Below are 24482 nucleotides of genomic sequence, written 5' to 3'. Positions count from 1 at the left end.
CTCACGGTTCGCTCCGCTCACGGGTCAGTTCGTTCCCCGTTCCCAATCCCGCGGTCTCACTTCCCTCGACCGCGCTCTCCCCGTTCGAGAGTTCGGCGACCCCTCACAACGTTCGGGTCGTCCACGCCAGGACTGGGAGTTCGCCGAGCCTCGCGAGGCGAACTTCGGGAGCCGAACGAAGTGAGTCTCCCGGTGGTGAGCAGACGCAGAGCGTCTGCGAGCCTCGCGGGACGCGATGCGTCCCGCGGTGTTTGAACCGGAGGAAGACGTTCCGGGCGTGTGACCTCCTGCCTCACGGCTTCGCCGTTCGGCACCTCGAGGTCGCTTCGCCCCCTCGCAACGCTCGGTCGTTCCGGGACTGTGACTTCCAGGGCTTCAAATTCCAGACTGGTCGCTTCGCTCGTCACGCCTGTTCCTCACAGAAGACGCCAGGACTGGGATTTGAACCCAGAATCCCGAAGGGGAACACGCTTTCCAGGCGTGCGCCTTACCGTTCGGCCATCCTGGCTCGCAGTCGCTGTTCAGTGCGGGCGCGGTTAAGCGTTTACGTTCTCCGCCAGCCGTGGACCGACGATCGCACTCAGTATGCTCGCCCCGATCGTCACTGCCAGCGCCGTCCCGAACTTCACCAGCGGATCGACGGCAATCGCACTCACAAGCTCGTAGCCCTGGAGCAACACCAGATACGAGAGCCCGCCGACCAGTCCCCAGACTGCCCCATTCGGCCAGTTACTCTCCATCGCCAGTCGTCGCGATGGCTTCGATTTCGATGTCGACGCCTTTGGGCAACGCCGCCACCTCGACAGCACTCCGGGCTGGGGGCTCGTCCTCGAAGAACTCCTCGTAAGCGGTGTTCATCGCGTCGAAGCGCTCGATGGAAGCCATATAGACGGTGACTTTGAGCACGTCGGCCATACTCACGCCTGCTTCCGCAAGGACGGCTTCGACGTTTTCGAGGGCTTGCTGGGTTTGTACGTCGGTCGCGGCGTCGTCCAGCAGATCACCGTCGGGCGTCAGTGGAATCTGGCCGGCGGTGAACACCAGGTCCTCGGTCGCCGTTCCCTGACTGTAGGCCCCGACCGCGGCGGGCGCGTCGTCGGTTTCGATCGTCCGTTTCATGTGTGTTAGCGTGTCGGCCAAGCGCATAAAACCCACTTTGTGACGGGCGATACCCCGTATTTAATTGAGTGCCCGTCGACGGCGTTGGTATGAACGACCGCTTTCGCTACGGACTGGGCGTGCTCATGCTCGGACTCGGGAACCTGTCTTTGGGTGTCTCACAGCAGCTTTTCGGCGAGCAGCCGACGGTCACGATCGTCTTGGAGGTCGGTGTCGGTGCCGTCTTGACGGTGTTCGGTGGCCTCGTCGTCAACAACCCCGAACGAATCGATCCCGACCAGCTCTCGCCCCGCGTGCTGAAGATCGTCGGCTGGCTCGGCATTGTCCTGGGAATCGGGATGGTGGCTTGGGCGGCAACGCTCGTCGTGACGTCGCTCTAATCGGCTGTCGACGCGTCGCCCGCGGCGTATGCGACGAAGTTCCGTAAAATAGTCAGTCCCGTCTCGCCTGATTTCTCCGGGTGGAACTGCGTCCCGATCACGTTGCCGGCCTCGTTGGCAACGACACTGGCAAAGCGCTCGCCGTAGTCGGTCTTGGCGACGACGGCTCCCTCGTCGTTCGGATCGGCATAGTAGGAGTGGACGAAGTACGCGTACTTGCCGTCAATCCCGTCGAACACCGGGTGGTCGCGCTCGACCCGGAGTTCGTTCCAGCCCATGTGAGGGACCTTGTGATCGGTCGAAAACCGGACGTTCGTCCCGGGGATCAAGTCGAGCCCTTCGGCATCGCCCTCTCCGGCGTGGTCGGCTTCCTCGCTGGTGGTCAACAGCATCTGCATGCCGAGACAGATCCCGAGCAGTGGTGTCCCGGCCTCGGCCGCCTCGATGAGGACGTCCCGGAACGGGCCGGCGTTGTCCATCCCCTCGCTGAACGCGCCCACACCCGGCAGCACGATGCCGTCGGCGGCGTCGATGTCCGCGGGATCGTCCGAGATCGTCACCGCGGCGTCGGCCCGCTCCAGGCCGCGAGTGACACTCCGGAGATTGCCCAGTCCGTAATCGACGACCACGATCTCTGGGGTCGTCCGCCCGCGCTCGCTCATACGAGCCGTTCGTCACGCCCAGTCTTGTCCCTTTCCGTTCGTGGCGTTGTTGCCACCCCACGCAGAGCCGGTCCGTCGATGAGCGCCGGGTAGGTGCTCGCCACATCCGAGACGCTCGTATCGCTCGCGTCTCGCTGCTCGCGGATCATTCTTCCCTGCTCGCTCGTATCGAGGCCTCGCTTCGCTCGGCCTCGCTTACCGCTCGACGATCTCGATCTCGTGACCGTCGGCGTCCTTGGTGAACGCGTAGTTGTAGTCACAGGATTCGGGATCGCGGTAGTCCTCGGCTTCGCGCCGACGGAGCGTCTCCCAGGCGTCTTCGAGGGTGCCTTCTTCGACGCGGGCCGCCAGATGGCCCCAGGCGTCGCCCATCTCGTAGGAGCGCCCGTCGTAATTGTAGGTCAGTTCGACGGACATCGCTTCCTCTGGGGCGTCTGCTGGTTTCAGGAAGTACAGCGCGAAGGAGTCGTGTTCGCTCCGGCGAAAGAGATCGTACTCGAACGTGCGTGTGTACCAGCCAATCGCTTCGTTTGCGTCCTCGACGCGGAGCATCGTGTGGTCGAGACTCCAGCGCGCGCCGTGATCGCGCTCGACGATCTCGATCTCGTGGCCGTCCGGGTCTTTGACGAAGGCATAGCCCGGGTTGTCCTCGGGCCGGCGGTAGTCCTCGACGCCCTCGTCCATGAGTTCGTAATAGGCCTCCTCGACATCCTCGACGCGGACGGCGATGTGACCCCAGGCGTCGCCCATCGTGTACGAGCGCCCGTCGTGGTTGTAGGTCAGTTCGAGTGTCGCGCCGCCCTCGTGGACGCCTTCGGGGGCGAGGTGGACGTTGGTGAACGTCTCGGCCTCCCAGCGATCGACCTCTTCGTAGCCGAAGTGGGACTGGTACCACTCCAGTGATTCCTCCAAGTCCTCGACGCGCATCATGACGTGATCGAGTGTGCCGTCCATGTCTGAATGGACGAGCGCGTCGCCGAAAAACGTGCCGGAGGTGGAGGGTACGTGACGGCGTGTCAGCCCCGATAGCGTTCGAATCGGCCGATCGCTCGCAAGTCCGGCCAGTAGAACCACCACGCGATCGTCCAGGCGAGCAGGGTTCCCAGTGGCACGACAACGTAACTCCCGCGACGTACAAATCCCCAGGCGACCGTCAACTGCGTCACGCCGACGAGCACGAGCAGCCCACCGGTCAGGCGCGGATCACCGCGCTCTATCGTCTCACCGAGCGCGCTCATCACTGCCAGGCCGTAGATGCCGACGCCGAGCGGCCAGGCGAACAGGAAGGGGGGCGGGCCACTGCCCGTGGCGGCGAGGTACTCCGGCAGGAGCGTCAGGTGGGGGCCGAACGGATCGAGGAGTCCCCAGGGTACCAGGAGTGTCACGTATCCGTCACTTAGCAGTCCCGTCCAGGGAACCACCAGCAACGAGAGGACAGCACAGAGCCGTATCCGAGCGCTATCGTTCGTGGGCACGCCATCACCGATCGACGACGATCCGGAGCACGTCTTCGTCTGTGAGCTCGTGGTCACGGCCGACCTGCTGGTCGTCGTGGGCGGCGCTCTCGCCGGAAACGCGCGCAAACCGGAAGCGATCGTCGAAGCGCCCGCCGATCTTTTCACAGGCGTCGCCGACGGTATCGCCCGCGGTGAGGATCAGCGGCTCCTCGTAGTCGATCCCCCGACCCGGCTTGTCCATGTAGATGCGAATGAGGCCGAGTTCGTCCCAGATGCGCTCGGTGAGACTGTCCAGCCCCTTCTCTTTCTCGGCACTGATGAAGATGGCCTCCTCGGGATCGACGTCGACGTCCCGGAGATCTGCCTTGACGGTGTCGACGTAGCTCGGATCGATCAGGTCGACCTTGTTGACCGCGACGATCGAGGGAAGATACTCGCGGTTGTCCATGATGCCGTCGATCAGGCGATCGATGTCGATGTGCTCGCCGATGGTCACGTCGGCGTTGACGAACTCGTGTTCCCGGAGGACGCTTTTGATCGTCTGCTCGTCCAGATCGAGGTCGACGGAGGCGTTGACGGAGATGCCGTCCTTGTGTTTCTTCCGGACGGTGACTCGGGGGGAATCGACGTCGAGCCGCACCTTGTTCCGGTACAGTTCCTCCCGGAGGCGCTCGTACTGCTCGATCTCGAACGCCGAGAGGACGAACAACACGAGGTCGGCCGTCCGGACGACCGAGAGGACCTCCTTGCCGCCCCCGCGCCCGCCCGCAGCCCCCTCGATCAATCCTGGCACGTCGAGTAGCTGAATGTTCGCGCCGTTGTACTGGAGCATCCCCGGATTGACGTCCAAGGTCGTGAAGTCGTAGGAACCGACTTCGCTGTCAGCGTTGGTCAGGGCGTTGATCAGCGTGGACTTGCCGACGCTTGGAAACCCAACCAGAGCGACCGTGGCGTCGCCGGTCTTCTCGACGGCGTACCCCGGTCCACCGCCAGAACCGGACTGGCGCTTTTCGAACTCCTCCTTTTTCTCGGCGAGTTTGGCCTTCAGGCGGCCGATATGCTCTTCGGTCGACTTGTTGTAGGGGGTGGATGCGATCTCCTCCTCGAGTTCCCGGATCTCCTCCTCAAGGCCCATCGTCGAATCCTCGGCCGTCGCCCCTCAAAAGGGCTTCCGTCCGAGACGGTCGATCGCGTCGGATCGGGATTCCGATACACTGATACGACGGGACGGCGAGAACTGAACCGATGTCAACCGCCGCCCGTTTCCGGGACAGCACCCAGATTCAGCTCCCGGCCGACGCTCTCGAGACCGTCGGGCCAGCCCTGACCGATCGGTTTACAGTGACGGTCCGCCACGAGGACGCGGGCGTCCGGATTATCGGCAGCCCGGTCGAGATCAAGCGAGCCAGTGATTTTCTCGCTCGGAACGGGATCGCCGTCGAGTGACAGTCCGGTCGCGTGCAGGCGACCATCGGCGGCGGTTTCGAATCGCTCTCTCCATCCCCGTCAACGAATGGCGGTGCCGATATCGAAAAGCAATTCTTAACTCTGCGCCGACGGATTCTCGTGTATGGCTGAAACGATCGAAGTTCTCGTCGCTGGCGGCCAGGTCGATCCCGGACCGCCGCTCGGCCCCGAACTCGGCCCGACGCCGGTCGACGTCCAGGCCGTTGTACAGGACATTAACGACCAGACAGCGGCCTTCGACGGTACGGAAGTCCCCGTCACTATCGAGTACGAGGAAGACGGTTCCTTCGAGATCGACGTGGGCGTCCCGCCGACGGCCGCACTGGTCAAAGACGAGGCCGGCTTCGAGACCGGAAGTGGCGAGCCCGCCGATGAGTTCGTCGCCGACCTCTCAATCGAGCAGGTCAAAACCATCGCCGAGCAGAAACACCCCGACCTGCTGGCCTACGAACTGACCGAAGCCGCAAAGGAAATCGTCGGCACCTGTGTCTCCCTGGGCGTCACTATCGAGGGCGACGACCCCCGCGAAGTGGCTGCACAGATCGCCGACGGTGCCTACGACGACACGTTGGCCGCCGAGACTGCCTGAGACGTCCGGCCACTCCTGCTGCTGGCTGGCGTGTGAGTACATCGGGAGAGCCGAGCCTCTATTCGCTTTTCGCCCGTCGTACTCGTTTCTCACCCGATGACGCGCCACGTTGCTCGGTTACTCGTCCGTCGGCGGCGTCGCGGGCGCTGGCAAGTGGATCGTGACGGTGGTTCCTCGGTCGATGCCCGTCGAGACCGAGACGGCCCCTCCGAGCTGGTCGATGAGCCAGTTTGCCAACCACACGCCCAACCCGCTACCGTGTTCGATTGGTGTCTCTTCGAATTGATTGGTCAGCAGTGCTTCTTCGACCATCGGCAGCCCAGGACCGTTATCGGCGACGACGATCCGCGTCTCGTGTTCGGTCTCGATACACTCAGTCGAGTCGTGTTCCGGTTCGACGGTGACGGTCACCGTTCGCTCAGCTTCCGGTAAGTCGTTGTGGACGATCGCGTTCCGGACAATCTCTTCGACGACGATCGGGACCGCCGTCGAATCGAGCGCCCAGGCACATTCGGGCAGCGTCGTTTCGATCGTACTCTCGGGGTACTCTGCGGCCAGTCTCTCCGTCCGCTGTTCGACGATCGTCGTGACGTCGACGGGTTCGACCGTCTGTGTTGGCGTCGCCAGGAGATCGTCGTACAGCGTCCGGGCGTGCTCACTCGTGTTGATGAGCCGGGTCGCAGTCTCGTGGATCTGCTCGACGTCTTGTTTGACTGATGCCGGCGTGTCGTCGTCGGCCAAGGCCCGCTCTGCCCGGGCCGTAATCACGTTCATGTCGTTGCGCAGGTTGTGCCGGAGGACGCGATTGAGCACGCGCAACTGGGAGTCCCGCTGTTCTAGCGTCTCCGCCAGTGAGTTGAACCGCTCGCTCAGCTGTCGCCACTCCTCGATGTTGCCGAGGTCGAGGGCGGTCCGGTAGGCCCCAGATTCCAGATCGGCCGCCGCTTCGAGGAGGTCTCGGATGCGCGTCAACGTCGTTCGTGAGATCCAGACGCCGACGATACTGACTGCCAGTAGTGCGATGAACACGCCACCAAACTGCATGGCTGTCGCCAGGGTGAGTCTGCCAGCGATCGTCGATCGCGGGCGCTCGACAGCGACGGTCCAGCCGGTCTGTCCGACGGTCGCGGTCGCTTCGAGTGTCTTCCCGTCGGCCGAAGAGTCTGCCAGTAGCGTCGTTCCGTTTGCCGTGATCCGAATTCGGTCGTCGTCGTGGCCCACGCTGGCGATGTCTCCCAGCAGTGATCCGTCGCCGATCTCGAACGTCCCGCTGAAGACGCCGGCGACGGAGCCCCTCTGGTTTCTGATCGGGGCTGCGATTCGGAAGACGTGTTGGCCCGTTACCGACTGTGTCGGCTGCCCGACGTAGACGTCCCCGGCGAGTGCCTCCTGTACGAACGGTTCGTCCGTGTAGTTGTGCCCGACCAGTGTCTCGAAGTCCTCGGGCGTCAGTCCCGATCCGGCGACCAAGGTGAGGACGCCATCTGCCGTGTAGAGCCCGGCTCTATCGAATGCCGTCCGATTGGTGAACGTATTCAGTGCGCTGAACTGTCCAACCGGGCCATCGCTCGTGACGGCGATGCTCGCTCCCCATAGATCGACGGCTTCGACTGTCGTCGTCAGGCGCGCGTCGATCCGGTTGGCGACCACAGCGGCCGTGCGTTTGACGTCTTCGCGCTCCTGGTCGACGACGCCGTTTTTGTGCATCGTGAACCCGGCGTAGATCGTCCCCGAGAGGACGACTGCGACGAGGAGTAACACGCCGAGCAGCGTCGTCCGGAGGCGCATCGGGCTAACAGAGGCCCGAGAGCGGTGAAAAGCTCCGCGGTCGACGGCAACCGGCGGTAGATCGACGTTACCTGCCGTCCTGACGGTTCGACGGGTTTAAGTGTCGCTTCGGCGTTGCTTCGGTCGAGACAGGCAAGCCGCCTGTTTCACTGACCCGTAGGAGCCAAATGGCGCACTACGGAGGTGAACAATGGCAGATCAGGACATAGAGGATGCAGTCTCTCGCGCACTCGAGGATTCGCCCGACCGGAATTTCACCGAGACGGTGGACCTCGCAGTCAATCTGCGCGATATAGACCTTGACGACCCGTCGAATCGTATCGATGAGAGCGTGGTTCTTCCAGCCGGCACTGGCCAGGAGACCACCATCGTGGTCTTCGCCGACGGCGAGACCGCGATCCGTGCCGAGGACGTCGCCGACGACGTTCTCGACGGCGACGATCTCGAAGACCTCGGCGACGACGACGACCAGGCCAAAGACCTCGCCGACGAGACCGACTTCTTCATCGCCGAAGCGTCGCTGATGCAGGATATCGGTCGGTATCTCGGGACTGTGCTCGGTCCACGCGGGAAGATGCCCGAGCCACTCCAGCCCGACGACGACGTCGTCGAAATCGTCGAGCGGATGAAAAACACGGTCCAGCTGCGCAGTGGCGACCGACGCACGTTCCACACGCGCGTCGGTGCCGAGGACATGTCCGCCGAGGAGATCGCGGACAACATCGACGTCATTCTGCGCCGGCTCCACGCCGACCTGGAGAAAGGGCCGCTGAACCTCGACTCGGTGTACATCAAGACGACTATGGGTCCCGCTGTGGAGGTGGCCTGAGATGAGCGCCGAGCGCAAGACCGAGACGATTCCCGCCTGGAAGCGGGAGGAAATCGACGACCTCGTCGAGACGCTTCAGTCGTACGACAGCGTCGGTATCGTCGACCTGACGGGGATCCCCAGCCAGCAGCTCCAGGACATGCGCCGGAACCTCTACGGCACCGCGGAGCTGCGGGTCAGCCGGAACACACTCGTCGAGCGTGCCCTCGAAGAGGTCGACGACGGCCTCGGAGAGCTCGTCACGTACATCTCGGGCCACGTCGGCCTGATCGGGACCAACGACAATCCCTTCGGGCTCTACCAGCAACTGGAAGCCTCGAAGACGTCGGCCCCGATCAACGCCGGCGAGGTCGCACCCAACGATATTGTCATCCCCGAGGGTGACACGGGAATCGACCCCGGGCCGTTCGTCGGCGAGCTACAGAGCGTCGGCGCCAACGCCCGCATCCAGGAAGGCTCGATCAAGGTCCTCGAGGACTCGACAGTACTCGAAGCCGGTGGCGAAGTCTCGGCCGAGCTTTCGAACGTGCTGGCCGAACTCGGCATCGAGCCCAAGGAAGTCGGGCTGGACCTGCGTGCCGTCTACGCCGAGGGCGTCCTCTTCGAACCCGCGGACCTCGAACTCGATATCGAGCAGTACCGCAGCGACGTCCAGGCGGCGGCCGGCCGTGCCCGGAACCTCTCGGTCAATGCCGTCTTCCCGACGGCCGAGACGGGGCCGACGCTGCTCCAGAAGGCCCGCGGCGAGGCAAAGAGCCTCGGCCTGCAGGCCTCCATCGAGAGTCCGGACCTGGCCGACGACCTCGTGAGCAAGGCCGACGCACAGGTTCGCACGCTCGCGAGCCAGATCGACGACGAGGAGGCCCTGCCGGAGGAGCTTCAAGGTGTCGAGGTCACCCCCGAGACCACCGAGGAACAGGCAGACGAAGACAGCGATGCCGAGGACGCCACCGAGGAAGCCGAGGCGGTTGACGCCGATGCCGACGACGGCGACGACGGCGACGACGAAGACGGCGGCGATGCACTCGGCGAGATGTTCGGATAACGGAGGATACACCAATGGAATACGTTTACGCAGCACTCATCCTGAACGAAACGGGCGAAGAGATCAACGAAGACAACCTGACGGACGTGCTCGACGCTGCCGGCGTCGACGTCGAGGAATCCCGCGTGAAGGCCCTCGTGGCCGCCTTAGAGGACGTCGACATCGACGAGGCCGTCGAGGAAGCCGCTGCCGTGCCTGCCGCGACGGGCGGCGCTGCCGGCGGCGAAGTCGAAGCTGCTGAGGAAAGCGACGACGAGGAAGCCGAAGCCGACGACGAGGACGAAGGCGGCGACGAGGAAGAAGCCGGCGACGACGATGACGAGGAGGCCGACGGCGAAGGCCTCGGCGAGTTGTTCGGCTAACTGCCGACGGCACCGTCTTTTCGACGTTGACTCTGCCCCCACAGCGACTGGTCGGTCTCGTTTACTCGCGTGCCCGATCCGGGTCGCCAGCGACGAGCGTCTCGACGAGCACTGCTTGGAAGCCGTCCGCATCGACGGACTCGATGACGTCGGTTCGTGGCTCGCGGTCCGTGACGTCATCGCTGTCGACGGACGTGTACCCACGCGTCAGCCCCTCGCGGTCGTCTACGTCGACGGCGTCGGTCCGGCGTCGCTCGATCAGCTCCGGGAAGACAGCCACAGCGGTCGCGAGCGCGTCGGGCTGGATGCCAGAACCGTCGACGTCACCCGGCTGGAAGACCGTCTCGTAGAACGAAGCCAACCGGGCGTCCTCGGCGGCGTCGACGATTCGCTTTTCGGCGGCCCCATCGAGCGTGCCGTCCCGCAGGGTGAGTCCCCAGTCGACCAGCGTGACGTCGAAGCGGTCGAGAACGATCTTTGCCGCGTCGGGGTCGGCCCAGAAATTGAATTCGGCAGCCGGCGTGACGTTGCCCGCAGTGTGGACGTTCCCGCCCATGACGACGATATCGGCGAGGAGGTCGTTCAGATTCGGCTCGCGTTGGACGGCGAGTGCGAGGTTGGTGAGCGGGGCCAGACACACGAGCGTGATCTCGTCGGGATGCTCACGGGCCATCTCGACGATATACTCTGGCCCGAAGCCATCGGCCGAGGGGACGTCAGTCTCAGCGACGAGATCTGGCCCGAGTCCGCCTTCGCCGTGGACGTCCGTGGCGTGGTCGTGGTCTTTGACCAACGGCGATCGTGCGCCCTCGTAGACAGGGATCTGCGCGGCGGCGTCAGCGAGCTGTAGCGTGTACTTCGCATTTTCGACCTGGCGATCGAAAGCAACGTTGCCGGCCCCGATCGTCAGTGCTTCGACAGTGACGCGGTCGGATAAAACGGCAAGCAGAATGCCAAGTGTATCGTCGGTCGCGGTGTCGGTGTCGACGATGATGCGGTCTGCCATGTCGTCGGTTCTGGTCCTCGACTTAGATATCTTGTGTCGCGCGGCCTGCCGGGTCTTTCACGCGTCTTGACGGATGTCTTGGATCGCTGTCCGCCTCGGCAGCGAGGGCGTCGCACCGGCCTCGGTCGCCGCGAGTGCTCCGGCGGCAGTCCCGAGATCGAGCGCCTCACGGAGCGAGAGGCCATCACCGATCGCCGTAGCGAACGCACCGACGAACGCGTCCCCAGCCCCGGTCGTATCGACGGGATCGACAGCGTAGGCGTCGAGCTCGATTGTCTCCGACGGTGTGCTCGCGAAGACGCCCGCCCCGCCAAGCGTGACGACGACGACCTGCTCGTCGTGTGCACGCAGATCTGCGGCCGTCGCCGCCAGCTCGGCCATCGAGAGCTCGCTGTCGGCGTCTCCATCGCTGTAGAACAGGGCTTCCGTTTCGTTCACGACGAGATAGTCGACGACTTCGAGAAGCCCGTCACGAACGTCCTCGGCCGGTGCCGGGTTCAAGATCGTGGTCGCGCCCCGGGACTGTGCCCGCTCGAAAAATGCCTGGATCGTCGGCTGTGGGACCTCGAACTGGGAGAGGGCAACGGCCTCACCGGTCATTTCGACGTCTGTGACGTGTTCTGGGGCGAGTGTGGCGTTGGCTCCGGGGACGGCGACGATGGCGTTTTCGGCGTCCGCATCGACGGTGACGAGCGCGACTCCGGTCGAGGTGTTCGGCATACGCCTGACGTGTGCCGTCGAGAGTCCGTCTTCAGCGTCGAGATCGGCCAGCAATTCCTCGCCGAATCGATCGCTGCCGACGGCGCCGAGCAGGTCGACGGACGCCCCCGATCGTGCGGCTGCAATCGCCTGGTTGGCTCCCTTTCCGCCAAGCGCGTACGAGACGGACTCGCCCGAGACCGTCTCGCCGGGCCGCGGTCGGCGCTGGACACGCGCCGTGATATCCTGGTTGATGCTGCCGGCGACGTAGACGTGGCTCATACCGTCCTATCCGTCGGCTCGCGAAATACGTCTTCTCCCCGAAGTCCGTGTCTCCCGGACCGGTGACTCAGCCCGCAAACTCGTAGAGCTCGTCCCCGACGTGGTGGATCGTGTCGACGACCTTCCCCTCCTCACCGACCATCTCTGCGCCGTCGACCCGCGCCCGTCCGACTGCCAGCACTTTCCCGTGGTTCTCCTCGGCGATGACGACCAGATCGCCGGCCGCGATCGACTCGTCGGCTTCGGTGATCCCGGGCCGCATCACGTCTGCCCCGTCGGAGACGAACGAGATCGCGCCGGCGTCGACGGTGACGACGTTCTCGGCGGGTGGGTGGTCGTTGGCACCCCGGACCGTCAGGAACGGGTCGTCGGCCCCGCCGGAGTCGTCGTCGGGGACATAGAAGACAGTGGGTTCCCCGTCGACGAGGACGACCTCCCAGTCGCTGTCCTCGAAGGTGACTTTCTCGTAGGTGTCGGCGCCCAGTTCGACGCCCAGTCCGTCGGCCAGGGCGTCCTCGATCGCATCGATGGCGTCCGCCCGGAGGTGGTGGCGGGATTTGACGTTCATATCCGTCCACTGGCGTCGGCAGGGGTTAAATCGACCGCTCTCCGCCACCGCCGTCTCGCTCGGCCGGTGTCTCCACCTGCATGGTCGTCTGCCAGGAGCATTGCACTCCGTTAGGGGTCGATACCGAGGAGTCACTCGTCCCAGGACTCGTTGCTCACGTATATTTTGTACCCGACGGACTCTGGGTCTGCGTCGCTGAGATTGAGAGGGCCGAGACTGAACGCGCCGGTTTCCGCTGGATCGAGATTCCCCACGAACATCGCGTCCGTCTCGCGTCGGTCGTTGGGATACTCGATATCGAGGAGAACAAACGAGCACGTACTGTCGCTCCCCTCGTTTCGGACGGTTCCCTCGACGTAGTATATCTCGTCGGTCGTGGCTGCCAGCGAGTGGTTCACCACGTCGATGTCGTCGTGGTCGGGACAGAATGCAACGTCAGGTGCGGTGGCCACGTCCGTTGGCTCCTCGACGGTGACGTCTTCGACGGTGACAGTCTCGACAGTCACGTTCGCCGGGTCCGGAACGGTGATATTCCCGACCGTCGGGACGTCGGCGGTCGGGCCAGCGCTGGAGGTCGCGGTGTCCTCGCTGCCTTCTGTGCAACCCGCCAGGGCACTCCCGACGACGCCACCGAGGACAGCGAGGAGGTCACGACGCTTCATGGCCCAAACTACGCACAATAGCCGGAAATAATTGCCCCTAAAGCTGTGTCATCGCCCAGCACTTCGTCGGTGGACGGCGTCGAAACGCCTACCTACCGGCTGACCGTACCGGTGGGCATGACCGCCCAAGAGGAAGACGCCCAAGCCGCCCATGGCACGCCCGAGGGTCAGGGGCCAGTCGAGATCGACGAGGAGATGGCCCGCCACTTAGCGAACAAACGTGAGGAACTCTTCGAGAAGTTCGAGATTCCAGACGGCTTCCCCCCGGACGTCATCGAGGAGGCCGAGGAAGCGACGACGAACTACGAAGCCGACATCGCCGACGCCGTCGACGAGCGCCAGGATCTCCGCGAACTGACGACGTGGACGACCGACCCGATCGATGCCCAGGACTTCGACGACGCTATCTCGATCGAACGCCGCGACGACGAGATCGTCCTGTGGGTCCACATCGCCGACGTGACCCACTACGTGAACCCGGACACGGCGATGTGGCGTTCGGCCGTCGAGCGGGCCAACACCGTCTACTTGCCGGGCTACACCGTCCACATGTTGCCGCCGATCCTCGCCGAGACCGTCTGTTCGCTGGTTCCCAACGAGGACCGGCTGGCTCACACCGTCGAGATGCACTTAGATCCCGAGACCCTCTCATACGAGAACATCGAGATCTACAAGTCCGTCATCCGCAGCGACGCCCGGTTGACCTACACGGAGGCCGAGCGCTTGCTCGACGAGCCAGAGACGGCCGAAGATGTCCTCGAAGACCAGTCGGTCGATCTCGCCGAAAAGACCCAGCAGGTCTGGGAGTTGGCCGACCAGATGCACGAACAACGCAAGGAGGACGGCAGCCTGGTCTTGAATCCCCGTCGGGATCGTGCCCACACGATCATCGAAGAGTGCATGCTCAAGGCCAATAAGGCCGTCACGCACGTCCTCATGTGGGATCGCGGCGTCGAGGCGATGTACCGCGTCCATCCCCAACCTAGCCCCGACGAGTGGAGCGAGGCCCTCCAGGAAATCCAGGATCTCGATGGTGTCTCGATACCCGGCGGGGCCTGGGACGACCCCCGCATGGCCGTCAACGCCACCCTCGAAGATGCCCCTCAGCGCCAACTGGACAAGATCCAGTGGGCCGTCATGAAGGTGATGCCCCGGGCGAAGTACATGAACGACCCCTTCGGGGGCCACCACGCGCTGAACTTCGAGATCTATGGGCACTTCACTTCGCCCATCCGCCGACTTTCCGATCTCATCAACCACTGGATCGTCCACACCAACGACGTGCCCGAAGACCTCCTGGCGTTGTGTGATCGAGCCAGCGACAAACAGCAGGACGCAGAACAGTGTGAACGTGAGTACAAAGGCTTTCTCGAAGAAGTCGGTCTCGACCCCGCGGCGGTCAACAACCGCGGCATCGAAGTCGTCGCGGACGACTGATCGCCGCCACTGGAGCCAACTTAGACGAACGCCGGCCCGCTGATCGATTCGTCTTCGGCGGTTTTCCAGGAATGCTCTGGTTTCCAGTCCAGCAGTGACTCGGCCTTTGCAGTCGAGAACGCCGATTGCTCGCCCGTCAGGTCACAGTCCTCGGGCAGGGAGCCAAAGCCTGCCTCGATTGCTCTGGCCGTCTCGACACCGAGGAAGTTGTCGGGGCCGAACGCGTTGAACACTTCGTGGCCCTCGAAGTCAGCCTCCAGTGTCGCCTCGACGAGCGAGGCGACGTCCCGCACGTCGATGTACGACCAGAAATTGCCGAAGCGTCCGGCACTCTCGACGTCGAACTGCTCCCGGAGCGGCGTCACCTCGTATCGGCCGGGATACTGGACCCAGGAGACACGCAGTGAGGCGACGGAGACGTCGAACGCGTTCGCTACACGGGTGGCTGCTGCCTCGCCCGCGAGCTTCGACGTCTCGTAGCCGTTCCACGGTTTGACCGGGTGCGTTTCGGTCACCGGCAGTGAGTCCGGGAGTTCCGGCTCGGGCCAGTGAGTCCCGTAGACGGTTTCACTCGACGTCCAGACGACGTCCGCCCCGGCCCGCCCGGCCGCTTCCAGGGTGTGATACGTGCTCGTGACGTTGTTCTCGTAGACGTCCCCACCGGCGTTGTCTTCCTCGTGAGGAACGTTCCCACAGTGAACGACCGCGGCCGGATCCGCATCCAGAATGGTCTCCCAGACCGGTCCCTGGTCGGTCAGATCGACCGCCTGGAAGTCTACACTATCGACGGTGGTCGTCTCCGGCAGTGTCAGATCGACGGCGACGACGGTGTACTCCCCTCGCAGTCTCTCGACGAGCCAACTCCCGACACCGCCGAGTGCGCCAGTGACGACGATTGTCTCGGGCATAGGTCGCTTTCTGATCCGCTGGACATAAAGATGCGTTCTGCCCTTCCACGAGCTACATTCCGGCGTGGTGTTCAGCGGAGACCCCTCCCTGTCGACGAACATCGAGGCCAGTTGCCGGGCCCGCCAATGAGACGCAGACGTAACCGACCGTCCATAACTTATGCGTTGAATATGAATATATTTTTGTAACTTTTATGTGTGTTTTATGGAATAATGCAGACTGTTTCGCGTGTGTTCGTTCAAAGTCTTGCAGAATTTTTAGTGCGGGCAGCGATTAGTGACAGACGAGGTGAAACAATGGCTGTGAGTGATCGTTCCCGCGGTTCGACCGTCGGCAAGCGCCCACTTGCTCTGCGGTCCCGGTACGATATCCATCTCGCGGCCATTCCCGTGGTGTTCATCGTGGCCGCGATGATGAGCAGTATCGGCTCGCTGCCGATCCACGTGACGATGGGTGGGGCCTCGCTTCTGGGTGCGGTGGTCGTACTCGATGGACTGTTCTTCAATCCGCCCCGGGTCGGCGACTCGCCGTGACTCGCGACACATTTTCGTGGCCCCTCGTTCGGTGTGCGTGATGTCGCTTGCAAAGCTGACTCGTCGGGAGCCGGCAGTGGGTGTCGTTCCCAAACTGGTTGGGTATTCTGTTTAACAAATCCTCAGCTAATCTTTCACGTGACAACGAAGTCACCACATTGCGACTGTCGGTACCCTTACAAACGACGGATGCTAACAGCGTCACTGTCACGATAGATCTCGATGTCATCTGAACCCATCACAACCAGCAAAGCCATCCATCGCCGCACAGGGACGACGTTCTACGTCGCGACGAGACTACTGCCAAATCGGACTCGGCGAGCGACGTACGTACTGTACGCGTTCTTCCGGATCGCAGACGAGGTCGTCGATCAGGAGGATCCCCCACCTGTCGACCAACAACGGCACAAACTGAACGCGATTCGCGCTGCGGCGAAAGGTGAGAGCGCGGAGACGTCAGTGCTCTCGGCGGACGAACGGGAGGTTCTCGATGCGTTCCGGACGCTGGCCGAGCGCAACGACCTCGATTCCGACGAGATCGATGTCTTCGTCGATGCAATGGAGCAGGATATCGAGAAAGCACGCTACGAGACCTACGACGAACTGACCGAGTACATGCGTGGGTCGGCTGCCGCCGTTGGCAACATGATGATGACAGTCATGGACGTGGCCGAACGCGACCGCGCCGACCCTCACGCCCGGTCGCTGGCGGAAGCCTTCCAGCTGACGAACTTCGTCCGTGACGTTCGGGAAGACATCTGTGAGTACGACCGGGTGTATCTCCCCCGTGAGACTCTCGAACGCTTCGACGTGACGGAAGACCAGCTCAGACGGGGCGAGATGACCGAGGACGTCGCTGCCGCGATCCGGACTGCTCTGGCCCGAACGGAGTCGCTGTACCGCCATGGAGTCGCGGGGATCCGCTATCTGCCTTCCGACGCCCAGTTTGCCGTCCTGCTGGCGGCGGTCCTCTATGCCGAGCACCATCGGCGCATCAGAGCCATCGACTACGATGTCTTGAACGAAGACGCTTCACTGTCGAAAACCCGGCGGCTGTGGCTCGTCGCCAAGACCTACTACCACTGGCGACGCACCGGCGACCCGGAGACGGCGTTCTACGCCGCCAGTGCGATCGGCGACACCGACGAGGATGCCGATCGAAGCCGGGCTTTCCGGACTGTCCCGGAGCAAGTCGCCTGAAGTGTTCGTGCCTGGACGTCTGGCGTTCCCTGCCACTGTGTCTGACGTAAAGCCTAAACCCGTTCCGGCCGCTCACACGCCTATGGGACTAATGAGCAAGATTCTCGGCGGCACTGGTACCTCTCGGCGGACAGACGATTACGTCGAACTGGACGCACAAGACATCGACACGACAGCGGAAACCGCCCAGCGAGAGGTCCGGATCGCCCGGATCGGCGAGAAACAGGACGTCATCGAGATCAAGGATGCGGTCTACGACGGCGATATCGTGATCGCCGATATCACGCGCCACACGACCAAAGATCGGACGATGGAACACATCAGCGACGAACTCAAACAGGTCGCAAACGAGGTCGGCGGCGACATCGTCCAGAAAGACGACGACCAGTTGATCATCACCCCATCAGGGGTCGCGGTCAGTCGCGAACGCCTCGGCCGGTAGATTACGAGATATCGTCGGGTGCGTCGGCGTCGTCTTCGACGTCTCGCTTCATCGAATCCCGGCGTGCTTTCGCGTCACGACCGGTCGACTCTTCGAGGAAGTCGTTTTTGATCGCGACGGCTTCTTCGGCGGCTTCGACGTCTCCTGCCGCGATGACTTCCTCTGCGGGTCGTTCCTCGATGTCGAGTGCAAGCTTGTCTTTCTTGCCGCTGTAGGGGACAGTGCCGACCGTTACCCGTTCGAAGACGGGGTTGTCCGGGTCTTCGACGATGAGCAATTCCGTGTCGTTGTACGGTTCAGTGCCGGCGATGGGGCCGAAAAACTCCTCGACTTTCGCCCGCATGTCCGGGACGCGCTCTTCGAGATATTCGCCCCGTCGCATCTTGTACTCGCGCATGGAGGTCCGTTCGTGAAGCGCGGGTTTACCCTTTTCGCGTCGGTTCGATCACTCGGCCTCGTGGACGAGTGTGCCCCGGTGACACTCCGGACAGTAGTCCCCAGCGCGGAGCGACGAGGCTTCGACCGAGGTACTGAACGCACACTCGCTACACTGGAACTGCCCGTCCGGGACGGTTGCCGTCGTCTCACTGGCCTGCTCGCCATCCAGATCGGGTGCCGTCTCCGACCAGACGGCCGAGTCGGCTTCTTCGGCGTGGTCCTCGACCGACGGTGACTCCTCGCCGACAGACAGCTCTTGTTCGGGCGGTTCCAGATCCACCGGCGGTTCGGCCTCCGGTTCCGCGGTCTCTTCTTCGGGCCACTCCCCAGGGTCACGACCCGATTGCTCGGGTTCGTCGTCGTCTTCGAGGATGACACCGTCGTCCTCGGCCGCCGACGTCGGCGGCTCGACGGTTGCTTCCTCGGGGCCAGAATCGGGGGTCCCGCCATCGTCGCCCGCTTCTGCGTCGACGATCTCGGCGTCGCTCTCGGCTGGGTCCTCGGCTTCTGACTCGTCTGCAGCGTCGGCTGCTCCTAACGCCACGTCGTCGGGCGTTTCGACGGTCGTTACTTCCTTGTTCTCGGAGACGACGCGCGTTTCGCCACAGCGCTCGCACGTTTCGACTTCCCGGATCGTGATGACGACCTCGCTCCCTTGCTCTTGGCGCTCGCGCTCGACGGCCGCCTCACCGAACGCGTGTCCGAACAGCGAACACTTGATACCCATTGCCATGAAGTCGCCGCCTACAGGTTAAAAGCGTACTGCTTGGCGGAGTCGTCGGTGCCCCTTCGAACGAGGACGCCGTCGTTCGATCCTCGGGTTCTCTGCTGGGCCGTGCCGGGAACAAGCGTAAATCCCATCGCCTCGAACACAGCGATATGCAAGTCAAGCCGGAGTACCGCACGCGTGAGGAGACTGAGGTCGCGGTACTCGATGCGCTCGCCGAACGCGCCGAGGACGGCATGACTGTCTTCGAGATTCGGTCGCGTGTCTCGGTCGACATCGACCGCCTGGAGACGGCCCTGGCCGATCTCAAAGCCGACGACCTGATCGAGGCGACCGAGGAAGACGACGGTCGGACAGTCATCGTCCCCGACGAGGACGTGATCGGGCCGGAGTCGGACGAGCAATCCCCATCACTCTTCGAGCGCGTTCGCGACCAATTTGGCGTTTGAATTCGTCCTCGCCGCGACCACCGAGTGGAGTGGGCTCGGCAATAACTGAGTCGACAGGGGCCGCGCCACGGGGCGTCGATACCACTGCAGGCCCCAGCCGATCCCAACAGTCCTTGCTTGTTGGCCTTTCGTGAATACGTGTCGGACCCGCTGCTCGTCGCTCACTCTGTGATCGCACAGTCGCCCTCGTAGGTGACGGCCTGGACCGAATCGACGGCCGGCTGGTCGCCACAGATCGGGCACTCCGGCCGGGATTGCAGCGGGACTTCATCGACGTTCATCGTCGTCGCGTCGTAGTGGAGCACGCGGCCCTGAAGAGAGTCCCCCAGCGCAAGCAGGTGTTTGATGGTCTCGGTCGCCTGGATGGTCCCGATCGTGCCGGGCAAGATCCCGAGAACGCCCGCCGTCGCACAGTCGGGGATGGCATCTTCCGGTGGGGCCGTCGGGAACAGACACCGGTAGCAGGGACCGGTCCCGTCGAAGGTCGTGACCTGTCCTTCGAAGCGATAGACGGCACCGTGGACGAACGGCGTGCCCGTCAGCGTACAGGCATCGTTGATGAGGAACCGAGCCGGGAAGTTGTCGGTCGCGTCGACAACCACGTCGTACTCGTCGATGAGGGCCGGCGCGTTCTCGGCCGAAAGCGTCGTCTCGTGGGTCTGGACCGTGACGTCCGGGTTGAGATCGCCGACGAACGCCGCGGCGCTGTCGACTTTCGCCCGCCCGACGTCCTCGGTTCCGTGGACGACCTGTCGCTGGAGGTTCGATCGTTCCACGACGTCGCCGTCGACCAGCCCCAGCCGGCCAACGCCGGCGGCGGCCAGATACTGGACGACCGGCGCGCCGAGTCCGCCGACGCCGACGACCAATACGGCACTGTCGAGCAGTTGCCCCTGGCCGTCTGGGCCGACTGATTCGAGGACGATCTGCCGGGAGTAGCGATCGAGTTGCGCTGGATCGAGCGACGCCGCCATACCTACGCCTGGGGGGCCTGGATCATAAGCGGGTCGTTCCAGCCGACCGATCGCTCGGGGCGTCTCACTCTCTGGCTTGGGTCCTCACGTCGACTCGCGTCTCGCCCCCGCTGTCGTCGATATCGATCGACCAGCCGTGAGCCTCGGCGATCGTCCGGGCAATCGCCAGTCCGTAGCCGTGCCGGTCGGCTTCGGTCGTGTACCCGACGTCGAACAGTCGATCGTGCTCGCCCGCCGGTGGACCCGGCCCCTCGTCGGTCACAGCGAAACCCGCTGCGGTCTCGCGAACCGTCACCGTCGGTTCCGGACCGCCGTGGACCTCGGCGTTCTCGAGCAACTCCTCGAGGAGTTGCTCCAGTCGCTTGGCCTCGGCTTCGATCGTCGGGTCGCCATCGACGGCCAGCGTGCCCGCAGTGTCGAGGCGATCCCAGCTTTCTCGCGCCAGTGTCTCGACGTCGATGGTCGACGTCTCGTCGACCGGCTCGCCGGCTTCCGCGAGCGTGACCGTCGTTTCGATGCGCGCCTCCAGATCCCTGTGTGCCTGGAGTACCGTCGAGAGATGCTCGCTGTTGCAGTCCTCGGTGACCAGTTCGAGGCGACCGGCCGCCAACTGAAGCGGATTTCGCAGCTCGTGGGAGACGGCGGTCCGGAGTCCTTCGACCAGCCAGTGATAGCGGTCACACTCCCGCTTTGCGTCTTCCCGTTCGGTCACGTCCCAGGTCGCCCCGACCACTCCAGTCACTTCCCCGTCCTCGTCGCGCCAGGGGACTTTCGTGTTCCGAACCCAGATGTCACGTTCCGGGTCGTACCGCTCTTGATCGACGATCGGTTCGCCGGTCTCGATGATTTCGAGTTCTTCGCGGGTGGTTTCTTCGGCCCACTCGGCGTCGAAGTACTCGGCGTCAGTCTGCCCGACGAGGGCCGGTGAGCCGAAGCCGTAGTCGCTGACCCAGGTGTGGCGGGCCTGCTCGTCTTTGACGTAGACGTGTACCGGGACGTGTTCGAGAATGGCTTCGAGCACCCGGTCTTTTCGGCGAAGTGATCGTGTCTGATCGCTGAGGCGCTGTTGGGCGCGGTGCTGCTCGACGGCGTTTTCGATGCGGTTTGCCAGGATCGCCACCCGCTCGGTGCCAGTCCCCTTCCGGACGTAATCGGTGACGCCGGCGGCGATGGCGTCACTGGCGATTTCCTCGCTGCCCTTGCCCGTAAACAGGACGAACGGAAGATCCGGGTACCGTGTGCGGACCCGATCGAGTAACTGTAGACCGTCGACCCCGGGCATCTGGTAGTCACTGACGACACAATCGAAGGTATCACTCGCCAGCCGACCGGGCACGGCTGCCGGGTCCGATTCGATCTCGACGTCGAAGTGGTCGCTGTGGCTGGCCAGTAGTTCGGCGACCACTTCGGCGAATTGCGGATCGTCGTCGACCTGTAGTATCCGAACCGGCCCGTCCATACGCCCCCATTCAGCACACGGTGCCAAATCTCTATCCCCGTCACGCCAGGCCCCCCAGGCCTCGGTTGTCTCCTTTAACGGTTGCTGACTGCTCCGCGAACGCTTTTATTCTGCAGCCACGTCACCGCTTGCGGGCCGAATCGAACGACATATCGAGGTCGTCGAGTCGCTCCGCCCACTCTTGGCGGTCCTCTTGGTGGTCTTCGAGGAACCGTGCCATCAGCTCGGCGGCCTGCTCTTTACAGCCGCCACAGAGGCGTTCGCCGCCGGCACACTCCTCGTAGACCTCGGTCGCCAGGTCGTCGTCGTCGTTCGCCAGGAGATACGCGTACAGCTCGTAGACCGGACACTCGTCGGGCTTGCCGCCCTTCTCGCGTTGCTCGTCGGCTGTCTCGCGGCCACCCGTCGTCGCGGCTTTGACTTTGTCGTACCCGTCTTCGGGGTCGTCCAACAGGCTGATGTGACTCGCCGGGACCGACGAGGACATCTTCCCGCCGGTCAGCCCGGTCATAAAGCGGTGATAGATCGAGGATGGCGCCAGGAAGCCATAGCCGCCGTGGTCGAGTTCGACTTCGCGAGCGAGTTGCTCGGCTTCGGCGTGGTCCAGGTCGAAGGCGTCGATGTGTTCGTCGTAGACGCGCTTTTCGCCGTCGATGGCTTCGATCAGCGCCTCGAAGGCCGCCTCGGTCGCGTTGCGATCGAGGAACCGAACCCGGGGCCGGAGTGGTTCCTTTCCAGCTTCCCGGAGCATCGTGATGACGCGATCGACGGTCATCGCGTCGGGATCGGTGGCGTCGCGATCCCGCCCGTTGTCCAGATACGTAGCGGCGTCGCCACACCGGATGGTCTGGTCGGGATGCTGTGCTGTGAGCGTCTCGTAGGCCGCCGCGAGGAGCTGCCGTTCCTCGTCGTCGGTCTCGAAGGAGGCGTAGGCCGCCGTGACGCCGAAGTATCGCGTCCGGGCGGCGACGTCCCGTGCCAGGCGCATGTGTGGGTCCTGGTCGGGGCCGACCGGGATGACGGTCGGCTTTGGCTCCGCGAGTTGTGGGTAGAGGATGTCGGCCATCTGGGTGACGACGCTTTGCATGTGGCTGACGTCGGTCTCACCGTCGAACCCGTAGATCCCCTCGAACTCGGCAAAGCGGGCCTCTGCGCCGAGTTCGAAGGCCAGGTCCTGCAACTCGCGGTTCTCGGACTGTCGATAGAGCGTCCCTTCCTCGGGGTCGAAGCCGAGTGCGAGCAGCGAGAGGATGTAATCCCGGGCGTGCTCGTCGATCTCCTCCCAGGTGAGCCCGCGGGCGGCGTGGGCTTCCAGATCGGCGATCAGCCCGTAGGCGTCCCCGCCCTGCTGTTGATGCCAGATGATCTCGTCGAAGACCAGCTTGTGGCCGATGTGGGGGTCGCCGGTCGGCATGAACCCCGAGAGGACCGCAAAGGGGTCGCCATTGCGCATCGCGCGGGCGACCGGTCGGTAGTCCCGATGGCCGAAGATGACGCCACGGCGCATCAAGTAGTGGGGCTCGGGCACTTCGGGGAGTATCGTCTCGAACTCCTCGATGCCGAACTCCTCGAAGAGATTGCGGTAATCGGCGACCGTCGAAGACCCCCACGGATCAAGCGTCGTGTCGTCTGCGCCGGCGGCGGCCCCGCCGTCAGTGCGGAGATGTGGGTCTATCGGCCCGCCCTGTTGGTTGTCTATCGATTCGTCGTCGGAGTGTGTATCTCGCGTCATTGCTGTCGTGTCTTGCGTGATTGGAGTCTGCAACCACCGGGCCGAGAAAGCGGAGGGAGCATCGCCCGCCGGGCGACGAGTTACGCCCGCCGGCCGGCGACGGCGACACTGTCCACTTCCCGGGGGTGCCAGCGACGGCCGTCGGGGGAAGTGGACGCCATGTGCGTACGTCTCCACCAGGAGGGCTTTAATGGTTTTCCATCCTCACGGCGTCAGTCGGCCGACTTCGAGCCACTCGATGTCCGTCTTGCTGTCGGAACTACTCACCAGTGCGAACACCATCCGTTTGCGGACGCCGTGTGCGAGGCGTACGTCGAGCGCGAGGTCACGCGGCGAAAACGCGTGGTCGGCGGGCAGCACTCGGACGAGCAACTCGGAGTGGCCCAGTGAATCGACGGTGTCGACGTCAGCGTAGGTCCGGAAGTCCGCACCGAACTTGTACCCCGTCTTGGGCACGACGCCACGGTCCCGGAGGGCGCGGTAGACTGCAAGCCGGCGGTCGAATCGCTCGCCTTCGACCTCACGGCCACACTCGACGATCGCGTCCTCGCCACCGGTGACCTCGAGCACGCCACGCCCGGCCAGGGCCGCGGCCTCGACCAGTGAGAGCTGGAGCGGTTTGCCCGCATCGTCGTCCAGCGGCTGTCCGTAGAACCCTTCGTGGTAGAGTCTCGACGGGGGGTCCCATACCAGCACCCGATCGCCCAGCAGGTCGGCCTCGACGTCGGTCGGTAGATCGATCCCGGAAGCGCCCTCGACAGTCGGGTAATCGGTTTCGAGATACGTGATCGCCGACTCCTCGTCGACGACCGCCAGGACGCTCTCGCCGAGCGAGGCCGCCGAAACGGCTGTCCGCTCACTTTCGGCCCGCACGCGGTAGGCCACCTCCTCGTCCCAGGGGCCGTTCCCACGAGGATAGACGACGAAATCCGCCCCCGAAGGATCGTCGACCCAGCCGTCCCGTGCCGGCGAGAGGTAAAAGCCCCGGTCCCGCAAGTCCTTATACACGAGGACGTCGATCTCGGAGACGGCAGCCGAGGACAGCAGTGCCCGGAAGTCCAGCGATTCACCGCTTTCCGCGTCTCGAACGGACTCGATGTCGCTTCGATACAGCAGGTGGGCCGCCTCGACGGGGGCCAGTTCGAGGCCCTCCGCGACCGGCCGGCCGTACCCTCGCGAGTCGTAAAACTGCTCGCGAGCCCTGCCATCGCCACGGACGACACCGCTTTCGAGGACCAGTTCCATGTACTGAGGTTCTAACGCGGGA

General features: G+C 63.9%; 29 protein-coding genes and 1 tRNA gene. 11 read left to right on the top strand and 19 right to left on the bottom strand.

Translation table 11 applies throughout. From position 1 onward, the window contains the following. Positions 1-426: 426 nt before the first annotated feature. The 3 genes from Hrd1104_RS11175 to Hrd1104_RS11165 form a co-directional block, all read right to left on the bottom strand. A tRNA-Ser gene (locus Hrd1104_RS11175) sits at positions 427-508 on the bottom strand. A 28-nt stretch (positions 509-536) separates the two neighbouring features. Next, positions 537-740, bottom strand: a complete 204-nt coding sequence (locus Hrd1104_RS11170; RefSeq protein ID WP_154552838.1) for a hypothetical protein — start codon at positions 738-740, stop codon at positions 537-539. After that, complete coding sequence (locus Hrd1104_RS11165; RefSeq protein ID WP_154552837.1) at positions 730-1119, bottom strand: Rid family detoxifying hydrolase; 390 nt, start codon at positions 1117-1119, stop codon at positions 730-732. The genes Hrd1104_RS11170 and Hrd1104_RS11165 overlap by 11 nt, the downstream gene beginning before the upstream one ends. An 89-nt stretch (positions 1120-1208) precedes the next feature. On the opposite strand from Hrd1104_RS11165, the gene Hrd1104_RS11160 reads away from it, so the two are divergent. Next, the gene (locus Hrd1104_RS11160) at positions 1209-1499 is read left to right on the top strand and encodes a hypothetical protein (RefSeq protein WP_154552836.1); all 291 of its coding nucleotides are present in this window, start codon (positions 1209-1211) and stop codon (positions 1497-1499) included. Here Hrd1104_RS11160 and hisH read toward each other — a convergent pair. The 4 genes from hisH to Hrd1104_RS11140 form a co-directional block, all read right to left on the bottom strand. Further along, positions 1496-2161, bottom strand: coding sequence for an imidazole glycerol phosphate synthase subunit HisH (gene hisH, locus Hrd1104_RS11155; protein ID WP_154552835.1), 666 nt, complete (start codon positions 2159-2161; stop codon positions 1496-1498). The genes Hrd1104_RS11160 and hisH overlap by 4 nt on opposite strands. Positions 2162-2356: 195 nt before the next feature. After that, the gene (locus Hrd1104_RS11150; protein ID WP_154552834.1) at positions 2357-3115 is read right to left on the bottom strand and encodes a VOC family protein; all 759 of its coding nucleotides are present in this window, start codon (positions 3113-3115) and stop codon (positions 2357-2359) included. Between the two features lie 62 nt (positions 3116-3177). After that, positions 3178-3636: a TIGR04206 family protein gene (locus tag Hrd1104_RS11145; RefSeq protein ID WP_154552833.1), complete on the bottom strand. Its 459-nt coding sequence runs from the start codon at positions 3634-3636 to the stop codon at positions 3178-3180. A gap of 4 nt (positions 3637-3640) precedes the next feature. Further along, a complete protein-coding gene (locus tag Hrd1104_RS11140) occupies positions 3641-4753 on the bottom strand; it encodes a GTP-binding protein (protein WP_154552832.1) in 1113 nt (370 codons plus the stop codon). Positions 4754-4863: 110 nt separating this feature from the next. On the opposite strand from Hrd1104_RS11140, the gene Hrd1104_RS11135 reads away from it, so the two are divergent. After that, positions 4864-5064: a hypothetical protein gene (locus Hrd1104_RS11135; RefSeq protein ID WP_154552831.1), complete on the top strand. Its 201-nt coding sequence runs from the start codon at positions 4864-4866 to the stop codon at positions 5062-5064. 124 nt (positions 5065-5188) lie between these two features. Continuing rightward, positions 5189-5674: a 50S ribosomal protein L11 gene (locus Hrd1104_RS11130; RefSeq protein WP_154552830.1), complete on the top strand. Its 486-nt coding sequence runs from the start codon at positions 5189-5191 to the stop codon at positions 5672-5674. 117 nt (positions 5675-5791) lie between these two features. Here the strand turns inward: Hrd1104_RS11130 and Hrd1104_RS11125 are convergent, their stop codons facing one another. Then, positions 5792-7462 carry a sensor histidine kinase gene (locus Hrd1104_RS11125; RefSeq protein WP_154552829.1) on the bottom strand — a complete coding sequence of 557 codons (1671 nt, stop codon included), beginning with the start codon at positions 7460-7462 and terminating at the stop codon, positions 5792-5794. 190 nt (positions 7463-7652) lie between these two features. Between Hrd1104_RS11125 and Hrd1104_RS11120 the strand changes: the two genes are divergently transcribed. Genes Hrd1104_RS11120 through rpl12p form a run of 3 tightly spaced genes read left to right on the top strand, consistent with a single transcriptional unit; the run spans position 7653 to position 9698 of the window. Next, positions 7653-8291 (top strand): 50S ribosomal protein L1, encoded by a 639-nt coding sequence (locus Hrd1104_RS11120; RefSeq protein WP_154552828.1) that lies wholly within the window; start codon positions 7653-7655, stop codon positions 8289-8291. Position 8292: 1 nt separating this feature from the next. Continuing rightward, a complete protein-coding gene (locus tag Hrd1104_RS11115; RefSeq protein ID WP_154552827.1) occupies positions 8293-9336 on the top strand; it encodes a 50S ribosomal protein L10 in 1044 nt (347 codons plus the stop codon). A 14-nt stretch (positions 9337-9350) separates the two neighbouring features. Then, on the top strand, positions 9351-9698 hold the full coding sequence (gene rpl12p, locus Hrd1104_RS11110; protein ID WP_154552826.1) for a 50S ribosomal protein P1: 348 nt from the start codon (positions 9351-9353) through the stop codon (positions 9696-9698). A 61-nt stretch (positions 9699-9759) separates the two neighbouring features. Here rpl12p and Hrd1104_RS11105 read toward each other — a convergent pair whose 3' ends face one another. The 4 genes from Hrd1104_RS11105 to Hrd1104_RS11090 form a co-directional block, all read right to left on the bottom strand. Then, positions 9760-10704 (bottom strand): nucleoside hydrolase, encoded by a 945-nt coding sequence (locus tag Hrd1104_RS11105; protein WP_154552825.1) that lies wholly within the window; start codon positions 10702-10704, stop codon positions 9760-9762. 57 nt (positions 10705-10761) lie between these two features. After that, a complete protein-coding gene (locus Hrd1104_RS11100) occupies positions 10762-11685 on the bottom strand; it encodes a ribokinase (protein WP_154552824.1) in 924 nt (307 codons plus the stop codon). Positions 11686-11752: 67 nt separating this feature from the next. Further along, complete coding sequence (locus Hrd1104_RS11095) at positions 11753-12253, bottom strand: RNA-binding protein (protein WP_154552823.1); 501 nt, start codon at positions 12251-12253, stop codon at positions 11753-11755. A gap of 131 nt (positions 12254-12384) precedes the next feature. Next, complete coding sequence (locus Hrd1104_RS11090; RefSeq protein WP_154552822.1) at positions 12385-12915, bottom strand: hypothetical protein; 531 nt, start codon at positions 12913-12915, stop codon at positions 12385-12387. Positions 12916-13032: 117 nt separating this feature from the next. On the opposite strand from Hrd1104_RS11090, the gene Hrd1104_RS11085 reads away from it, so the two are divergent. Next, positions 13033-14352, top strand: a complete 1320-nt coding sequence (locus Hrd1104_RS11085; protein ID WP_154552821.1) for a ribonuclease R family protein — start codon at positions 13033-13035, stop codon at positions 14350-14352. A gap of 20 nt (positions 14353-14372) precedes the next feature. Here the strand turns inward: Hrd1104_RS11085 and Hrd1104_RS11080 are convergent, their stop codons facing one another. Further along, a complete protein-coding gene (locus Hrd1104_RS11080; RefSeq protein ID WP_154552820.1) occupies positions 14373-15260 on the bottom strand; it encodes an NAD(P)-dependent oxidoreductase in 888 nt (295 codons plus the stop codon). A gap of 297 nt (positions 15261-15557) precedes the next feature. Here Hrd1104_RS11080 and Hrd1104_RS11075 point away from each other — a divergent pair, with 297 nt between their 5' ends. The 3 genes from Hrd1104_RS11075 (at position 15558) to sepF (ending at position 17436) form a co-directional block, all read left to right on the top strand. Beyond that, positions 15558-15794: a hypothetical protein gene (locus Hrd1104_RS11075; protein ID WP_154552819.1), complete on the top strand. Its 237-nt coding sequence runs from the start codon at positions 15558-15560 to the stop codon at positions 15792-15794. A gap of 222 nt (positions 15795-16016) precedes the next feature. Continuing rightward, complete coding sequence (locus Hrd1104_RS11070; RefSeq protein ID WP_154552818.1) at positions 16017-16994, top strand: phytoene/squalene synthase family protein; 978 nt, start codon at positions 16017-16019, stop codon at positions 16992-16994. 82 nt (positions 16995-17076) lie between these two features. Beyond that, positions 17077-17436, top strand: coding sequence for a cell division protein SepF (gene sepF, locus Hrd1104_RS11065; RefSeq protein ID WP_154552817.1), 360 nt, complete (start codon positions 17077-17079; stop codon positions 17434-17436). Position 17437: 1 nt separating this feature from the next. Here the strand turns inward: sepF and Hrd1104_RS11060 are convergent, their stop codons facing one another. Both Hrd1104_RS11060 and Hrd1104_RS11055 read right to left on the bottom strand, forming a co-directional pair. Next, positions 17438-17833, bottom strand: a complete 396-nt coding sequence (locus tag Hrd1104_RS11060) for a DUF5611 family protein (protein ID WP_154552816.1) — start codon at positions 17831-17833, stop codon at positions 17438-17440. A gap of 48 nt (positions 17834-17881) precedes the next feature. Beyond that, positions 17882-18601, bottom strand: a complete 720-nt coding sequence (locus Hrd1104_RS11055) for a hypothetical protein (RefSeq protein ID WP_154552815.1) — start codon at positions 18599-18601, stop codon at positions 17882-17884. A gap of 152 nt (positions 18602-18753) precedes the next feature. Between Hrd1104_RS11055 and Hrd1104_RS11050 the strand changes: the two genes are divergently transcribed. Further along, positions 18754-19050: a DUF6432 family protein gene (locus Hrd1104_RS11050; RefSeq protein ID WP_154552814.1), complete on the top strand. Its 297-nt coding sequence runs from the start codon at positions 18754-18756 to the stop codon at positions 19048-19050. Positions 19051-19211: 161 nt separating this feature from the next. Here the strand turns inward: Hrd1104_RS11050 and Hrd1104_RS11045 are convergent, their stop codons facing one another. The 4 genes from Hrd1104_RS11045 to endA all read right to left on the bottom strand — a co-directional run bounded on the left by Hrd1104_RS11045 (position 19212) and on the right by endA (position 24460). Beyond that, on the bottom strand, positions 19212-20024 hold the full coding sequence (locus Hrd1104_RS11045; RefSeq protein WP_154552813.1) for a molybdopterin-synthase adenylyltransferase MoeB: 813 nt from the start codon (positions 20022-20024) through the stop codon (positions 19212-19214). Positions 20025-20088: 64 nt separating this feature from the next. Further along, a complete protein-coding gene (locus Hrd1104_RS11040) occupies positions 20089-21483 on the bottom strand; it encodes a response regulator (RefSeq protein ID WP_154552812.1) in 1395 nt (464 codons plus the stop codon). Positions 21484-21604: 121 nt separating this feature from the next. After that, positions 21605-23215, bottom strand: a complete 1611-nt coding sequence (locus tag Hrd1104_RS11035) for a tryptophan--tRNA ligase (protein WP_154552811.1) — start codon at positions 23213-23215, stop codon at positions 21605-21607. Between the two features lie 204 nt (positions 23216-23419). After that, entirely contained in the window at positions 23420-24460 is a 1041-nt protein-coding gene (gene endA / locus Hrd1104_RS11030) for a tRNA-intron lyase (protein WP_154552810.1), read from the bottom strand. Positions 24461-24482 lie beyond the last annotated feature (22 nt).

The organism is Halorhabdus sp. CBA1104, from assembly GCF_009690625.1.
Lineage (GTDB): Archaea > Halobacteriota > Halobacteria > Halobacteriales > Haloarculaceae > Halorhabdus.
The sequence above is the reverse complement of the archived record's forward strand: the minus strand, read 5'-3'. Positions and strand labels throughout refer to the sequence as shown.

Coding starts and splice junctions, on each gene's coding strand:
- Hrd1104_RS11170 (WP_154552838.1), bottom strand. CDS start 740: ATGGAGAGTAACTGGCCGAATGGGGCAGTCTGGGGACTGGTCGGCGGG.
- Hrd1104_RS11165 (WP_154552837.1), bottom strand. CDS start 1,119: ATGAAACGGACGATCGAAACCGACGACGCGCCCGCCGCGGTCGGGGCC.
- Hrd1104_RS11160 (WP_154552836.1), top strand. CDS start 1,209: ATGAACGACCGCTTTCGCTACGGACTGGGCGTGCTCATGCTCGGACTC.
- hisH (WP_154552835.1), bottom strand. CDS start 2,161: ATGAGCGAGCGCGGGCGGACGACCCCAGAGATCGTGGTCGTCGATTAC.
- Hrd1104_RS11150 (WP_154552834.1), bottom strand. CDS start 3,115: ATGGACGGCACACTCGATCACGTCATGATGCGCGTCGAGGACTTGGAG.
- Hrd1104_RS11140 (WP_154552832.1), bottom strand. CDS start 4,753: ATGGGCCTTGAGGAGGAGATCCGGGAACTCGAGGAGGAGATCGCATCC.
- Hrd1104_RS11135 (WP_154552831.1), top strand. CDS start 4,864: ATGTCAACCGCCGCCCGTTTCCGGGACAGCACCCAGATTCAGCTCCCG.
- Hrd1104_RS11130 (WP_154552830.1), top strand. CDS start 5,189: ATGGCTGAAACGATCGAAGTTCTCGTCGCTGGCGGCCAGGTCGATCCC.
- Hrd1104_RS11125 (WP_154552829.1), bottom strand. CDS start 7,462: ATGCGCCTCCGGACGACGCTGCTCGGCGTGTTACTCCTCGTCGCAGTC.
- Hrd1104_RS11120 (WP_154552828.1), top strand. CDS start 7,653: ATGGCAGATCAGGACATAGAGGATGCAGTCTCTCGCGCACTCGAGGAT.
- Hrd1104_RS11115 (WP_154552827.1), top strand. CDS start 8,293: ATGAGCGCCGAGCGCAAGACCGAGACGATTCCCGCCTGGAAGCGGGAG.
- rpl12p (WP_154552826.1), top strand. CDS start 9,351: ATGGAATACGTTTACGCAGCACTCATCCTGAACGAAACGGGCGAAGAG.
- Hrd1104_RS11105 (WP_154552825.1), bottom strand. CDS start 10,704: ATGGCAGACCGCATCATCGTCGACACCGACACCGCGACCGACGATACA.
- Hrd1104_RS11100 (WP_154552824.1), bottom strand. CDS start 11,685: ATGAGCCACGTCTACGTCGCCGGCAGCATCAACCAGGATATCACGGCG.
- Hrd1104_RS11095 (WP_154552823.1), bottom strand. CDS start 12,253: ATGAACGTCAAATCCCGCCACCACCTCCGGGCGGACGCCATCGATGCG.
- Hrd1104_RS11090 (WP_154552822.1), bottom strand. CDS start 12,915: ATGAAGCGTCGTGACCTCCTCGCTGTCCTCGGTGGCGTCGTCGGGAGT.
- Hrd1104_RS11085 (WP_154552821.1), top strand. CDS start 13,033: ATGACCGCCCAAGAGGAAGACGCCCAAGCCGCCCATGGCACGCCCGAG.
- Hrd1104_RS11080 (WP_154552820.1), bottom strand. CDS start 15,260: ATGCCCGAGACAATCGTCGTCACTGGCGCACTCGGCGGTGTCGGGAGT.
- Hrd1104_RS11075 (WP_154552819.1), top strand. CDS start 15,558: ATGGCTGTGAGTGATCGTTCCCGCGGTTCGACCGTCGGCAAGCGCCCA.
- Hrd1104_RS11070 (WP_154552818.1), top strand. CDS start 16,017: ATGTCATCTGAACCCATCACAACCAGCAAAGCCATCCATCGCCGCACA.
- sepF (WP_154552817.1), top strand. CDS start 17,077: ATGGGACTAATGAGCAAGATTCTCGGCGGCACTGGTACCTCTCGGCGG.
- Hrd1104_RS11060 (WP_154552816.1), bottom strand. CDS start 17,833: ATGCGCGAGTACAAGATGCGACGGGGCGAATATCTCGAAGAGCGCGTC.
- Hrd1104_RS11055 (WP_154552815.1), bottom strand. CDS start 18,601: ATGGGTATCAAGTGTTCGCTGTTCGGACACGCGTTCGGTGAGGCGGCC.
- Hrd1104_RS11050 (WP_154552814.1), top strand. CDS start 18,754: ATGCAAGTCAAGCCGGAGTACCGCACGCGTGAGGAGACTGAGGTCGCG.
- Hrd1104_RS11045 (WP_154552813.1), bottom strand. CDS start 20,024: ATGGCGGCGTCGCTCGATCCAGCGCAACTCGATCGCTACTCCCGGCAG.
- Hrd1104_RS11040 (WP_154552812.1), bottom strand. CDS start 21,483: ATGGACGGGCCGGTTCGGATACTACAGGTCGACGACGATCCGCAATTC.
- Hrd1104_RS11035 (WP_154552811.1), bottom strand. CDS start 23,215: ATGACGCGAGATACACACTCCGACGACGAATCGATAGACAACCAACAG.
- endA (WP_154552810.1), bottom strand. CDS start 24,460: ATGGAACTGGTCCTCGAAAGCGGTGTCGTCCGTGGCGATGGCAGGGCT.